Here is a 13,767-nt window from a genome sequence, read left to right as displayed (position 1 = left end):
CCCAAGCCCTAACCCCGTCACGACAAAACAGCCCGTGTCCGTAAATGAGCGCGAAAATTAACTAGCTCGTGGCGACCAGCCGCAGCGATGACTAACCGCGCCCATCGCGGAATTACTAAACCGTTGTCATGCCGCTGCCTTTCAGAGGAGCGTTGGCCATAGCGAGCATCGCCGCTAAAGGGCCGTTTCCGGTCACCGGGTAAGAGAGAATTCTGATGCTACTGAACCGCCGCAATTTCATCGGTGCCACCGGCGCGGCCTTTTCCGGGTTGTTGTTGAATGGTTGCACAGGCCGATCGGCTCCGCTGACCTCGGCGCCGTCATCATTCGCGGATTACGGTCCACTGGTTCCCGATCCTGCAGGAATGCTCGACCTTCCCCGCGGCTTTTCCTACCGGCTCCTGTCGAGCCTAGGGAATGCGATGACCGATGGCTGCACCGTGCCCGACAAGGCCGATGGCATGGGCTGTTTCTCGCTCGGCAACGACGAAATTGTGCTCATCCGCAACCACGAACTGGTGCCGGCTGATGATGCCGGCGGCGTTCTCGCCAAAGGTTTCGGAACACGCGACGGCGCTATCGTGCCTGGCGGGACCACATCCATCGTACTCGATGCAACCACACTCGAGGTAAAGCGCGAGTTCCGCTCGCTTGCAGGGACGATCCGCAACTGTTCGGGCGGCATCACGCCGTGGGGAAGTTGGCTGACCTGTGAAGAAGCACCCACGGGCCCGGGCCAGCGTTTCGGCGAAGGTCTCGCTGAAAATCATGGCTGGGTGTTCGAAGTTCCGGCCAATGCGACCGGCCTGATCGATGCGGTTCCCCTGAAAGCCATGGGCCGCTTCAATCATGAAGCGGCTTGTATCGATCCGAGAACGGGAATCGTTTATCTAAGCGAAGATCGTGACGACAGCGTGCTCTACCGTTTCGTTCCGACCACCCCAGGGCGCCTTGGCGACGGCGGGCTGCTGCAGGCGATGGTCTTGGAGGGCCTATCGGACACGCGCAACTGGACGTCAGCCGACATGGCAGTCGGGTTTCGTCACACCGTACGCTGGATCGATTGCGACGATGTCGAATCCCCGAATGACGACCTGCGAAGCCGGGCTGCGGCAAAGGGTGCCGCCCTCGTCGCAAGGGGTGAAGGCATCCACACGGGAACAGACGAAATATTCGTCTGCTCAACGAATGGTGGCCAGCGAAAGCTCGGCCAGATCTTGCGACTTGTCCCCGGCACTAGCGGCGAACCCGACCAGATCGAACTATTTTTCGAAAGCCAGAGCAAAGACCAGTTCAACTACGGCGACAATCTCACCGTGGGTCCGAACGGCCATCTGATTGTCTGTGAAGACCAGTATACCGAAGTGGTCGATAACCATCTTCGCGGTATTACGCCCGATGGCCGGGCTTATACTCTGGGTCGCCTGCGCATGCAGACAGAACTGGCAGGCGGATGTTTTTCGCCCGACGGTAAGTGGTTCTTCGTCAACGCATATTCACCGACGCGGACTCTTGCCATTACAGGCCCGTGGGCGGCCTAGATCGGCGAAAATTCCGAGCCCCGAAGGCCAGCGCGAGGTCAGGGCATCAGTAGCGCTGAATTTGCCAGAAGACTGGCGCAAAGGCGCGGAAGAGGTCTAACATTTCGCCAAGAGCGGCCATCTTACAGATCGCATGACCGCCCTCGAACCAGTTTGCGGTCCAGGAGGAACAGTCAGATGCAAATCAATCGAAACGCACTTTTTGCCGCCACCGCCATTTGTGCGCTGGCTTCGCAACCTGCTATGGCAGAAGAAGGCATGTGGACGTTCGACGGTTTTCCAGCCGAACAGGTCCGCGAGCAGTATGGCTGGGCTCCCGATCAGGCGTGGCTCGATACGGTGCGCAATTCGGCTGTGCGACTTACGGGCGGCTGTTCGGCCAGCTTCGTATCGCCCGATGGATTGATCCTGACCAACCACCATTGTGTCGCGAGCTGCCTGTTCGACAATTCGAACGAGACTGCCGACTATCTGCTCAATGGGTTCGTCGCGGACCGGCGCGATGCCGAGCTCAAATGTCCGGGTCAGCAGGCCGAAGTGGTCACCATGATCTCGGACGTCACGCCCGATGTGATAGGCGCGATCGGATCGCAGACCGGAGAGGCGCTGACCAAAGCGCGCGACGCGAAGATCGCCGAGCTGGAGAAGGCCGGCTGCCCCGACTCGGAGACGACCCGCTGTCAGGTGGTGACGCTGTTCGGTGGTGGTCAGTACAAGCTCTACACCTATCGCAAGTATTCCGACGTGCGCCTGGCCTGGGCACCTGAAGATCGAGCCGCGACCTTTGGCGGCGACCCGGACAATTTCAATTTTCCGCGCTACTCGCTCGATGCAAGCTTTCTGCGCGCATATGAGAATGGTCGACCGGTAGCGACGCCCGAGCACCTAAAATGGAACCCTCGCGCTCCGGAAGAAGGCGAAATCACCTTTGTGGTTGGCAACCCGGGATCGACCAGCCGCCTGTGGACGGACAGCCAGTTGGCATTCGAGCGCGAAGTGCGCCTGCCGGTTACGGTCGCCACGCTCAGCGAACTGCGTGGTCGGTTGATCCGCGCAATGGAAGAAAGCAAGGAACATGCCCGCGAAGGCGGCGACATGCTTAGCGGCATTGAGAACAGTCTGAAGGTCTATATCGGTCGCACCAAAGCGCTTAACGATCCGGCTTTCACTGCCAAACTCGCCGAAGCGCAGAACGATCTGCGCCAGCAGGTTGCGGGCGATAGCGAGATCGGAGATCCCTGGACGACGGTGGATGAGGCGATGAACGCGTACCGCGCGCTCTACTATCCGCTTCGTTTCACCCAGCCATCGGGCGATCTTTACAGCTACGCGCAAACTCTGGTCTTTGCGGCACAGGAACGCGGCAAACCCAATTCAGAGCGTCTGCCCGGCTATACCGACAGCGCGCTGCCGTTGACTGAAAAGCAGGTGCTCGACGAACGGCCCGTCTATCCGTGGCTGGATGAACTGGGCATGGAATGGAGCCTATCCAAGGCGCGTGAATATCTCGGCGTGGACGATCCCGACACCAAGCTTCTGCTGGGGAAGGAGAGTCCGGAACAGCTTGCCGAACGGCTGGTAAACGGCACTTCCCTCGCCGATCCGGCAGTCCGAAAGGCGCTGTGGGATGGCGGCCTCGAGGCGGTAGAGGCGTCTGACGATCCCATGATCAAGTACGCGCTCAAACTGGCCACGCGCCAGCGCGAATTGAAGGCGCTGGCCGACGCCCAGTATTCGGGTCCACTGGCAGCCGCCGGCGTCAAACTGGCCGATGCGCGCTTTGCCGCCTACGGTGACAGCCTCTATCCGGACGCCACTTTTACCCTGCGCATCAGCTATGGCCAGGTGAAGGGCTGGATCGAGCGTGGCAATCAGGTCCCGTTCCAAACGACGATGGGCGGAACCTTTGAGCGTGCTACCGGCAACGCACCCTTCGATGTGGCACCGGCCTTCGCTGCAAACCAGACGAAGATCGACAAGAATACGACCTACGATTTCGTGACGACGAACGATATCATCGGCGGCAACTCCGGATCACCGGTGATCGACCGGGCCGGTACCGTGATCGGTGCAGCCTTCGACGGCAACATCCATTCGCTGGGTGGCAATTACGGATACGATGGCACACTCAATCGAACCGTCGCTGTCTCTGCCGCAGCGGTGCAGGAGGCGTTGGAGACGATCTATCCCGCCCCTGCCCTCGTCGAGGAACTGGCCCGGCGCTGAGCACTGCTCGTCCAGAAACGGGCGAGCTGAAAACGCCTGTCCGCTTTACGAACAGGCATTAAAAATTCGGATGATCGCCTATCAATAGAGCATATAAAGAATTCTTTATATGCTCTATTGACGTGATGGCTTGGAAAGCCGATGGGATGTTTGTCGAGGTTCTCCGGTCGGTTCGCCGCGCCGGAGCTAAGACGGGAAGCCGGTGCGCGCCCTGACAAGGGCGCAATGCCGGCGCTGCCCCCGCAACTGTAAGCGGCGAGCGGCGGTCCACTCATGTCACTGGAAGGCGAGCCTTCCGGGAAGACGGACCGTTTTGCTTTGACCCGCGAGCCAGGAGACCTGCCTCCGACGCGATAACGTCCACCGGCGGGGTGCCCGGTCTGGTCGCTTGCAGGACGCGCGCCCGGATTTACCGTCGCGCGTCCGGCGTGCGCGCCCGACCGGTCTCCCCCGTCTTCATCGGGGTAAATGAAAATGACCGTTTCCGTTGCTAGCCTGGGGTTTCCCCGCATCGGCCCACGCCGCGAACTGAAATTCGCACTCGAGAAATTCTGGGCCGGCACTATTTCACCAGCCGAATTGGAAGAGGCCGCACAGGGCCTGAGAACCGCGACATGGGCGCGGCAGAAGGCACTCGGCGTCGATTGGCTGCCCTCAAACGATTTCTCGCTGTACGACCATGTGCTCGACACAAGCGTGATGCTCGGCGCCATTCCGGCGCGCTATGACCTCGCCAGCGGCCAGGCAGCCGGGCTCGAAACCTATTTTGCGATGGCACGCGGTGCGACTGGCGGTGCGACTTGCGGCCACGCGCATGGCAGCGTGACCGCTGGCGAGATGACCAAATGGTTCGACACCAACTATCATTTCATTGTCCCCGAGATCGAGCCTGAAACTCGGCTGCAACTCGGGCACATCAAGCCTCTGGAGGACTATCTCGAAGCCAAGGCGCAGGGTCTTGAAACGCGTCCGGTCATTCTTGGACCGGTAACCTGGCTGAGCCTTGCAAAAGAGTACGGAAGCGATCCGTTCGACCTGCTCGAAGAGGTTCTTGCGCTTTATGCCACTGTGCTCGCGCGGCTCGAGGAAGCAGGCGCTGAATGGGTGCAGATCGATGAACCCATCCTCGTTACAGACCTTACCGATCGGCAGCGCCGCGCGTTTACCCGCGCTTATGCCAAGCTGGGCCGTGCTGGCCCGAAGATCATGCTGGCCACCTATTTCGGAGGTCTGGAAAATAACCTGTCGCTCGCCGCGTCCCTGCCGGTCGCCGGACTGCATATCGATCTGGCGCGCGCTCCGGAGCAATTGGATGCGGTGGTGAAGGCGGTGCCGCAAAACCGCCTGCTCTCGCTTGGCGTGGTGGACGGACGCAATGTCTGGCGCGCCGATCTAGCCGCGCTGCTTGATCGTCTGGAGCCGCTGGCGGCGCAGCGTGATCTGGTGCTCGCCCCTTCCTGTTCGCTGCTGCACGTGCCCGTCGATCTGCAGTTGGAGAGCAAGCTGGACGATGAGTTGAAGCAGTGGCTGGCATTTGCAGTGCAAAAGATCGAGGAGCTCGATCTGCTGCGCCGGGCGTTAGCGAATGGAAGAGAAAGCGTCGCGGCTGAGCTGGCCACCTCCGCCCGTGCGACCGAAGCGCGCAAGACTGCTGCACGTATCCATGATCGCGCTGTCAGCGAACGGATCGCTGCCCTCACGCACGACATGCGTGAACGCCGCGCGGGTCATGCCGAGCGCGTCAAAACTCAGAGCGAGGTGCTCAATCTACCTCTCTTCCCGACGACCACCATCGGGTCCTTTCCGCAGACCGGCGCCGTGCGCAAAGCCCGCGCCGAGTATAATCGCGGCGTACTGGACGGTAAGAGCTACGACGCTTTCCTGCACCAAGAAACCGAGCGCGCGATCAGATGGCAGGAAGAGGCCGGGCTCGACATGCTGGTCCATGGCGAATTCGAGCGCAACGACATGGTCCAGTATTTCGGCGAGAAGCTTGCGGGTTTCGCTTTCACCGTGAATGGCTGGGTGCAAAGCTACGGGTCGCGCTGCGTCAGACCGCCTATCCTTTACGGCGATGTTTCGCGGCCCGAACCGATGACGGTCGATTGGTGGCGCTATGCTCAGGGGCTGACAGGCAAGCCTGTCAAAGGCATGCTGACCGGTCCGGTCACGATCCTCAACTGGAGTTTCGTGCGCGACGATCAGCCCCGAGAGGCGAGTTGCCGCCAGATCGCGCTGGCGATCCGCGACGAGGTACTCGACCTGGAAGCGGCGGGCTGCAAGGCGATCCAGATCGATGAGGCAGCGCTGCGGGAAGGACTTCCCCTGCGCGAGCGTGACTGGCCGGCCTATCTGGATTGGGCGGTCGACTGTTTCCGCCTCGCGGCTGCCGGCGTCGGCAACCAGACCCAGATCCATACGCATATGTGCTATTCGGAGTTCAACGACATTCTGCCTTCGATCGGCGCCATGGACACCGACGTCATCTCGATCGAAACTGCACGTTCGCAGATGGAGTTGCTCGCGGGTTTTGCCAGCTATCGCTATCCCAGCGCAATCGGGCCGGGAATTTACGACATCCACTCGGCGCGCGTCCCGGGCGAGGACGAGATGGTTGCATTGATGCGACTAGCGCAGAAGCATCTGCGTCCGGAGCAGCTTTGGGTAAATCCCGATTGCGGGCTGAAGACCCGCGGTTGGGACGAAGTCAAACCGGCAATCGCCGCGATGGTATCGGCCGCCCGAACCTTGCGTGCAGAAACAAACACAAAGGCATAATCCGATGAGTAAGACGAAGGACGCACGGCCCGCTGTGCAGTTGATCGACATCGTGTTCCCTGGCGACACGAACCATCACGGGACGCTGTTCGGCGGCGTCGCACTGGCGCACATGGACAAGGTCGCATTCCTCGCCGCCTCGCGCCACGGACGCGCGCCCTTCGTCACCGCCTCATCGCAGAAGATCGACTTCGCCGCTCCCGCGCAAGAAGGCGATCTGGTTGAAGTGACAGGGCACCTCGTACGCGTGGGCACAAGTTCACTCGATGTCGAAGTCGAACTGATCGCAGAAGCGCCGGTTTCGGGTGAACGACGCCTATGCACCCGCGGGCGCTTTACATTGGTGGCAAGAAAAGGCCCCACGACAAAACTGCCGCTTCCGGCGATGTTCGAATGCGCCCCCATAGAGCCGAGCTCTATCCTGCGGCTCGCAGAGATGGTGTTTCCCGGGCAAACCAACCACTACGGCACGCTCTACGGGGGCGACGCGCTGAAGATGATGGGCAAAGCGGCCTTTATCGCCGCTACCCGCCATACACGCGAGGTCTTGGTGATGGCATCTTCAGACCGCATCGATTTCGTCGCGCCAATCAGGGAAGGCGATATGGTTGAACTGGTCGCCGAGGTGAAGATGACCGGGCGTAGTTCCGTACGCGTTGCGGTGGAAATCTGGTCCGAAGACCTTCTAAGCGGAATACGTGTCCATGCTGCGACAGCGGCGTTCACCTTTGTAGCCGTGAACGAGATGGGCACGAGCAAGACCGTTCGGGCGCGCCACGAGTAACCTCTCACAACGGTGGTTCGAGCGTGCGACGGCTTCGGCTCGTAAAGAAAGTTACACTATATCATTGACCTCGGCAGATCGTCAGGTATGGGCGCGGCGTTATGAGATATAGTCTCATACACTATGCCCCTCCTGCCTTGGAATACAATGATCATCCAGCCTTCTACTGCCGCTTACGCTATTGCCTCCCTGTGTCTGATCGCGCCCGCGGCGAATGTTCATGCGCAGAACATCAGCATGCCAGAGGAGGACACGGCGAGCACACCCGATGGCAGTTCGGCGATTGTCGTCAGTGGTGTGCGCCAAGCCTATCGCGGAAACTTTGCCGTGACCGAAATTCCTCAGTCGATCGACCTGATTGATTCCGAAACGCTTGAAGAAAACAATCTCGTCAGACTTAACGACGCGCTTGATCTCAACGCCTCGGTCGCGCGCCAGAATACGCTCGGTGGGTTATGGGATTCCTTCGCCATTCGCGGCTTTGCAGGCGATGAGAACATCCCGACCGGCTATCTGGTCAATGGCTTTAATGGAGGACGCGGTTTCGGCGGGGAACGGGACACAGCGGGGATCGAGCGGATCGAAGTCCTGAAAGGCCCCGCCGCTGCCTTGCTGGGTCGCGGCGAACCCGGTGGGACAGTCAATCTCGTGACCAAGCAGGCGCAGATCGGCGACACCTTTGGAACTGTCAGTGCGCAATTCGGCAGCTTTGACAGACTGCGCTCGGAAGCCGACATCAATATTGCGGTCACTGGCGCCCTGAGCGCGCGATTAATCGGATATATCGAAGATGGCGACACGTTTCGCGATACTGTCAACGAGTATCGCTGGGGCTTCCTGCCTTCGATCGGATTGGCGATCGGACCGGATACGCGCGTTACATACGATTTGGAAAAGACTCGTGTCGAAGTGCCGTTCGACCGCGGGATCGTTGTGCTAAACGGGGATTTCGAGACCGTCCCTCGCAGCCGTTATCTCGGTGAGCCGGGCGACGGCGATCACATCGCGCGGGCTGAAGGCCATTCACTTCGCGTGCAGCACGACTTCAATGATCGCTGGAGCGTGCTTCTGGGCGGCAGCATTCGCGATACCTTGCTTACCGGGTTGTCGTCCGACCCAGACCTCAGCGGATCCCGTCAGAAACTGTTCCGGGACGGGCGCTCACTTGCTCGCGAACGACGCTCTCGCCTTTATGATTCCCAACAGACGGTCGTTCGTGGTGAAGTGAGCGGAGAATTCACGACCGGCGCACTACGCCATCGTGTGCTTTTTGGCGCCGACCACGACGAGTTCGACAATTATCAGCAATTCGGCCGCCGCAGACCGCCTGCGTTGTCAACCAATCCAACCGATGCAGAATCCTACGTCATCGACATCTTCGATCCCATTTATGGTCGCTTCGATCCTCCTTCACCGCTGCCGAACAACGACCGCTTGGACCGGCAGACGTCGACCGGGATCTTCGTGCAGGACCAGATCGAACTGACCGACAGCCTCCAGGTGCGGCTCGGCGCACGCTACGATGATTTCACGCTGCGCACGGAAAATTATCTCACCGGGGTGAACAGCGAGCGCAAGGATGGCCGCATCAGTCCGCAGTTCGGTCTCGTTTACGAACTCGCGCCGACCATCACGCTCTTTGCGGCCTATAGTGAAGGCTTCCGGGCGAACATCGGTACCGACGTTACAGGCCGAATTTTCGATCCCGAGAGCAGCCGATCGATCGAGGCGGGCGCCAAGCTGACACTGCTGAACGGCGCACTGACCGGAACTTTCTCGATATATCAGCTCGACAAGAACAATGTGCTGGCAAGCGATATCAATAATCCGGGCTTCTCAGTCGCCATCGGTGAGGCGAGAAGTCGAGGTGTGGAGCTTGATGTCGAAGGACACATACCCGGCGACCTCGATGTTCTCCTCAGCTACGCCTATGTCGATGCGGAATCGCGATCGAGCGTGCTCGATCCGAACTTCTCCTTCGTGATCGTACCGGGCGATCCGCTGCTCAATATTCCGGACCACACGCTTAACGCGCAAATATCGAAGAGCTTCGCCGTCGCCGGGCGCGACGCCAAATTGGGCGGCGGCATCCAGTATGTTGGCGAACGACTTGGTGCGACGGGCACGGATTTCTATCTGCCCGATCACGCGCTTTTCCGCATCTTCGGCGAAGCCGAGATAATGCCGAACGTCACACTTTTCGGCACCATCGCCAACCTGTTCGACGCCAATTGGTACGCCAACAGCTACTCGCAGCTCTGGGTTCAACCCGGCGCCCCCCGCACTGCAACACTCGGCTTCAGGGCAGGATTCTGATCATGACCAATATATTCACCGCTCCAGCCATCGCGATCGATGGTCTGCACCACAGTTACGGCGCCAATGCCGTCTTGCGCGGGCTCGACCTCACAGTCCAACGCGGCGAAATCTACGCCCTGCTAGGAGGCAACGGAGCGGGCAAGTCGACAACCTTGTCCGCCCTGCTCGGCTTTCTCAGACCGGGCTCCGGCTCGGTGCGAGTGTGCGGGGCCGATCCGGTGGCAGACGCGCGCGCCGCCCGTTCCCAGATGGCCTATGTGCCAGAGAATGTTTCCCTCTACGAGCATCTCACCGCGCGCGAGAACATCGGATATTTCCTTGCCCTCGCAAAGGCCGAGCGGGGAGACGATGCAATCGAGGCCGCGCTTTCCGCAGTGGGCCTCACCCAAGCAGCCTGGGACAAACGCCTGTCCGGCTTTTCCAAGGGTATGCGTCAAAAGGTCGCCATCGCACTTGCCCTGGCGCGTGACGTGCCCGTGCTGCTGCTCGACGAACCGACCTCCGGCTTGGACCCACGCGCCGTATTGGAATTCAATCGGCTGCTCGATGCCGCGCGCGAGCGTGAAGTCGCGGTGCTCATGGTAACTCATGATCTCGTCAGCGCAGTCGACATTGCCGACCGGATCGGGTTCCTGAGCGAAGGGAAAATCGAGGAGGAGCAAACGGCAAGCACTGCCGGTCCACGCTTCGATCTCAACGCCCTTCACGATCGCTACACCTTGGTCGCAGGAGCGCCCGCATGACTGCCGTAAAGCTGATCGCGAAGGAAGAATGGCGCATGCTCGCGCGCAACCGTTCCGGCCTGATCGCCACTGGTCTGCTCGTGCTTCTCATACTGGTCGCTGGCTTCACGAGCTTGGAAAGTCGAAGCGCCATCGAAGCGGATCGGACCCGGTATCAGACGAGTGTCGACGAAACCTTCGACGCACAGCCCGATCGCCATCCGCACCGCATGGTTCATTATGGCCAGTTTCTATTTCGCCCCATTGCGCCGCTCGCCTTCTTCGATGCGGGCGTAAACAGCTTCACCGGAAACACGATCTTCCTCGAAGGTCACCGCCAGAACAGCGCGAACTTTGCCGAGGCTCGTCAATCCTCGTTGCTGCTGCGTTTTGGCCAATTGACGCCGGCCTTTATTTTGCAAACGCTGGCGCCTTTGCTTTTGATCTTTCTCGCCTTCGCCAGTGTTGCTCGGGAAAAGGAGCGCGCGACCCTGAAACTGCTCTTAGCGCAGGGTATCGGCGGGCGGAGCCTGATTGCCGGCAAGATGCTCGGCCATGGCGCTATCGCGCTAACGGTAGGGTTGCCCGCCTTCGCGCTGCTGCTGGGCTTCGCCGCCACCGGAGCCGCCGATTGGGCAACCGTCGGCGTGATAATCATCGCATATGCTTGCTGGCTGCTGCTGTGGGCGTTCGCCAGCGTGATCATCTCTGCCCTTGTGGCACGGCCGCGCGACGCACTGGCGATCCTGATGGGTCTGTGGATGATCACGATCATCCTTCTGCCGCGAGCACTTCCCGAAGCCGCCTCGGCTCAAAATCAGCTCGCCACGAAGATCGAGACAGAAATCGCGCTGCATCGGGATCTACTCGAAATAGGCGACAGCCACGATCCCGACGATCCCTATTTCAACGATTTCCGCGACGAAGTTCTCGGTCGATATGGCGTGACGACGGTCGAGGAACTCCCCGTCCAATACGCCGGATTGGTGGCCATTGAAGGAGAACGTCTAACGACGCAGATCTATGCCGATGCAGCGCAGCGCCAAGCCGCTCGGGAACGGGAGCAGAATGCCTTAGTCCATACGTTCTCCGTTCTCAGCCCACTCATTGCAATCCGTCAGCTGTCGATGACCCTGGCCGGCAGCGATCCCGCCGCGCATCAGGATTTCCTCGATCAGTCGGAGGCCTTCCGGTATGAATTCGTGCAGCGGCTGAACCGCATGCAGGCCGAGCTCCTGCCCGGGATAGGAGGCGAAGATCCCCGAATTTCTGCCGCATACTGGCAGGAGGTTCCGCGCTTTTCCTATTCACCGTTCAATCCCCTTGCCGATGGGACCCGGATTATATGGCCTCTGTTGGTGCTGGCTGGCTGGCTGGCAGCGCTCTGCGTGCTGGCACTCTTTGCCGCCCGCCGCATCGGAGGAGTCGCACGATGAACCATTCCCACTCCCTCTGGCGTGCCGAAGCACGTCTCTTGCTGCGCTCGAACCGCAATGTCTTGGCTCTACTCCTGCTGCTGGTCCTGTCTGCGGCGTCAGTCTGGTCCGGCATAGTTCAGGTGCAGGATCAACGCGCAACAATCGAACGGGTCCAGCGTGAGCAGGTGCGCGACCTCGCAGCGGTAGAAGAGGCCAATGCAGGTCCCGAAGGCGAGGCAGGTTACAACGCCTATTATGCCTTCATGCTCACGCAGGATCCCCCTCCCCCGCTCGCTTTCGCGGCGATCGGCCAGCGTGACCTGCAACCCTATGTTCTGCGCGTGCGTGCCCTCGGCCTGCAGTCACAGCTCTACGATTCTGAAATCTACAATCCGGAACTCGCTTTGCCGGGTGTTTTCGACTGGGCTTTCGTCCTGATCTATCTCCTGCCGCTCGTAGTCATCGCGCTTGGGCACGATCTGGTAACGGCGGAACGGGAAGGCGGCCGGCTTCGGTTACTCCTGTCCCTTCCCGGCAATGGCCTGTGGCGCCGCCGCGTGGGCCTGCGCTACACCGCGGTTCTTTTGGCGATAGGGCTGCCGCTGATCATCGGCGCTATGATTATGGCTGCGCCTGCAGTCAGCATTGCAACCATGATCCTCATCGCCGCTCTTTACAGCGCCTTCTGGTTCGGTCTTGCGATGTTGATCGGCGGGTCGATGCGTGCATCCACGACCGCAGCCGCAACGATGATCGGTTGCTGGATCATCCTGACGCTCATCCTGCCTACGCTCGCTCATGCTGTCATCGCGCGGACCGTGCCCGTGGCCAAAGGCGTCGATCTGACCCTGGCACAACGCGAAGTGGTCCATCACGGTTGGGACGTGCCGAAAGAAGAAACGTTTGCGCGCTTCTTTGTCAATCATCCCGAATGGCGCGGCCAGGAAGAGTTCGAAGGGCGCTTCCACTGGAAATGGTATTACGCCATGCATCAGGTCGGCGACGAAGCCGTGGCTGCAGAGGTCAGCGCCTATCGCGATAGCCTGAAGACGCGCGAGACGATGACCAGGCTGTTGGGCTACGTCCTGCCTGGCGTCGGGACCATGAATGTGCTGCACCGCATGGCGGACACCGACATCGAAGGCCAGCTGGCCTATCAGGACAGCATAGCTGCCTTCCACACGAAGCTTCGCCAGTTCTATTACCCCTACTTCTTCGAGGAACAGGCCTTCGACCACAGCGACTTCGCAATGATCCCACGATATGAACCCCGTAGCTCCGGCGGAACCCTGGCCACCGAAGCCCTCGCGGCATTGGCTTTCTTGTCACTATTGGTTCTGGCGCTTGGAAGTCGTCGTTTGCTCAATGCAGGCCGCGAACAAGGCGGCCGATGAACCGAGCGGTTCGCCGCCCAACATAGACGGACAAAAATGCCGGAGAAACGCTTCCCATCACACCGAAGCGCTTCTCCGGCATTTCTTGCAACTACCGCTCGACAAGGTGCCCCTTTTGCGGAAGCAGTAGGAAAGCGGGCGAACCAAAGCTCAAGAACCATGCGTCAGCCCGCGGCGGCTAGCTTCAAGATGCCCGTCCTTCTTGCAACCGTAGGCCTTAAGCCACCTTACCCTTCTCATAATTGCACGCCGTCTTGCGGGCTTTAAACACGAGCAGATCGCCACCACCAACTTCACGGAGACTTAGTACGGGCTCCCGTCCTGGTGCCGGCCGTGACTGTATAAGAATCTAAGAGCCGAATACACTTAGCGTCACAACCGCGCCCCTCATCTGGGTGCGCATCCGAACAGGCCGGGCGCGTCTGTTCCGCGCGCCTCTGTTTTGCGCGTCTTTACGGGGGGCATAAAAAAGGGGCTCTGCCTGTTGGCGGAGCCCTTGTTTGTGTTGGTTTGGTTGCGGGGGTTGGATTTGAACCAACGACCTTCAGGTTATGAGCCTGACGAGCTACCGGACTGCTCCACCCC

The 13,767-nt window shown here is 60.1% G+C and carries 8 protein-coding genes and 1 riboswitch; all 8 genes read left to right on the top strand.

Annotated elements, in window-relative coordinates; translation table 11 throughout:
* Positions 1 to 215 precede the first annotated feature (215 nt).
* The 8 genes from AC13F2_RS00700 to AC13F2_RS00665 all read left to right on the top strand — a co-directional run bounded on the left by AC13F2_RS00700 (position 216) and on the right by AC13F2_RS00665 (position 13,182).
* Entirely contained in the window at positions 216 to 1,541 is a 1,326-nt protein-coding gene (locus AC13F2_RS00700) for an alkaline phosphatase PhoX (RefSeq protein WP_482963983.1), read from the top strand.
* Positions 1,542 to 1,718: 177 nt separating this feature from the next.
* Positions 1,719 to 3,767 carry a S46 family peptidase gene (locus AC13F2_RS00695; protein ID WP_375246394.1) on the top strand — a complete coding sequence of 683 codons (2,049 nt, stop codon included), beginning with the start codon at positions 1,719 to 1,721 and terminating at the stop codon, positions 3,765 to 3,767.
* A gap of 139 nt (positions 3,768 to 3,906) precedes the next feature.
* A riboswitch (cobalamin riboswitch) is annotated at positions 3,907 to 4,128 on the top strand.
* Between the two features lie 113 nt (positions 4,129 to 4,241).
* Entirely contained in the window at positions 4,242 to 6,545 is a 2,304-nt protein-coding gene (metE, locus tag AC13F2_RS00690) for a 5-methyltetrahydropteroyltriglutamate--homocysteine S-methyltransferase (RefSeq protein WP_482963982.1), read from the top strand.
* A 4-nt stretch (positions 6,546 to 6,549) separates the two neighbouring features.
* On the top strand, positions 6,550 to 7,329 hold the full coding sequence (locus AC13F2_RS00685; protein WP_482963981.1) for an acyl-CoA thioesterase: 780 nt from the start codon (positions 6,550 to 6,552) through the stop codon (positions 7,327 to 7,329).
* Between the two features lie 237 nt (positions 7,330 to 7,566).
* The gene (locus AC13F2_RS00680; RefSeq protein WP_482963994.1) at positions 7,567 to 9,645 is read left to right on the top strand and encodes a TonB-dependent siderophore receptor; all 2,079 of its coding nucleotides are present in this window, start codon (positions 7,567 to 7,569) and stop codon (positions 9,643 to 9,645) included.
* 2 nt (positions 9,646 to 9,647) lie between these two features.
* Positions 9,648 to 10,391 carry an ABC transporter ATP-binding protein gene (locus AC13F2_RS00675; protein ID WP_482963980.1) on the top strand — a complete coding sequence of 248 codons (744 nt, stop codon included), beginning with the start codon at positions 9,648 to 9,650 and terminating at the stop codon, positions 10,389 to 10,391.
* The gene (locus AC13F2_RS00670; RefSeq protein WP_482963979.1) at positions 10,388 to 11,806 is read left to right on the top strand and encodes an ABC transporter permease; all 1,419 of its coding nucleotides are present in this window, start codon (positions 10,388 to 10,390) and stop codon (positions 11,804 to 11,806) included. The genes AC13F2_RS00675 and AC13F2_RS00670 overlap by 4 nt, the downstream gene beginning before the upstream one ends.
* Complete coding sequence (locus AC13F2_RS00665) at positions 11,803 to 13,182, top strand: ABC transporter permease (RefSeq protein WP_482963978.1); 1,380 nt, start codon at positions 11,803 to 11,805, stop codon at positions 13,180 to 13,182. The genes AC13F2_RS00670 and AC13F2_RS00665 overlap by 4 nt, the downstream gene beginning before the upstream one ends.
* Positions 13,183 to 13,767: the final 585 nt, after the last annotated feature.

It is taken from the genome of Qipengyuania sp. L-5Y, from assembly GCF_056859455.1.
Note: the sequence above shows the minus strand (reverse complement) of the source record. Positions and strands in the feature narration are given on the sequence as shown.

Coding starts and splice junctions, on each gene's coding strand:
- AC13F2_RS00700 (WP_482963983.1), top strand. CDS start 216: ATGCTACTGAACCGCCGCAATTTCATCGGTGCCACCGGCGCGGCCTTT.
- AC13F2_RS00695 (WP_375246394.1), top strand. CDS start 1,719: ATGCAAATCAATCGAAACGCACTTTTTGCCGCCACCGCCATTTGTGCG.
- metE (WP_482963982.1), top strand. CDS start 4,242: ATGACCGTTTCCGTTGCTAGCCTGGGGTTTCCCCGCATCGGCCCACGC.
- AC13F2_RS00685 (WP_482963981.1), top strand. CDS start 6,550: ATGAGTAAGACGAAGGACGCACGGCCCGCTGTGCAGTTGATCGACATC.
- AC13F2_RS00680 (WP_482963994.1), top strand. CDS start 7,567: ATGCCAGAGGAGGACACGGCGAGCACACCCGATGGCAGTTCGGCGATT.
- AC13F2_RS00675 (WP_482963980.1), top strand. CDS start 9,648: ATGACCAATATATTCACCGCTCCAGCCATCGCGATCGATGGTCTGCAC.
- AC13F2_RS00670 (WP_482963979.1), top strand. CDS start 10,388: ATGACTGCCGTAAAGCTGATCGCGAAGGAAGAATGGCGCATGCTCGCG.
- AC13F2_RS00665 (WP_482963978.1), top strand. CDS start 11,803: ATGAACCATTCCCACTCCCTCTGGCGTGCCGAAGCACGTCTCTTGCTG.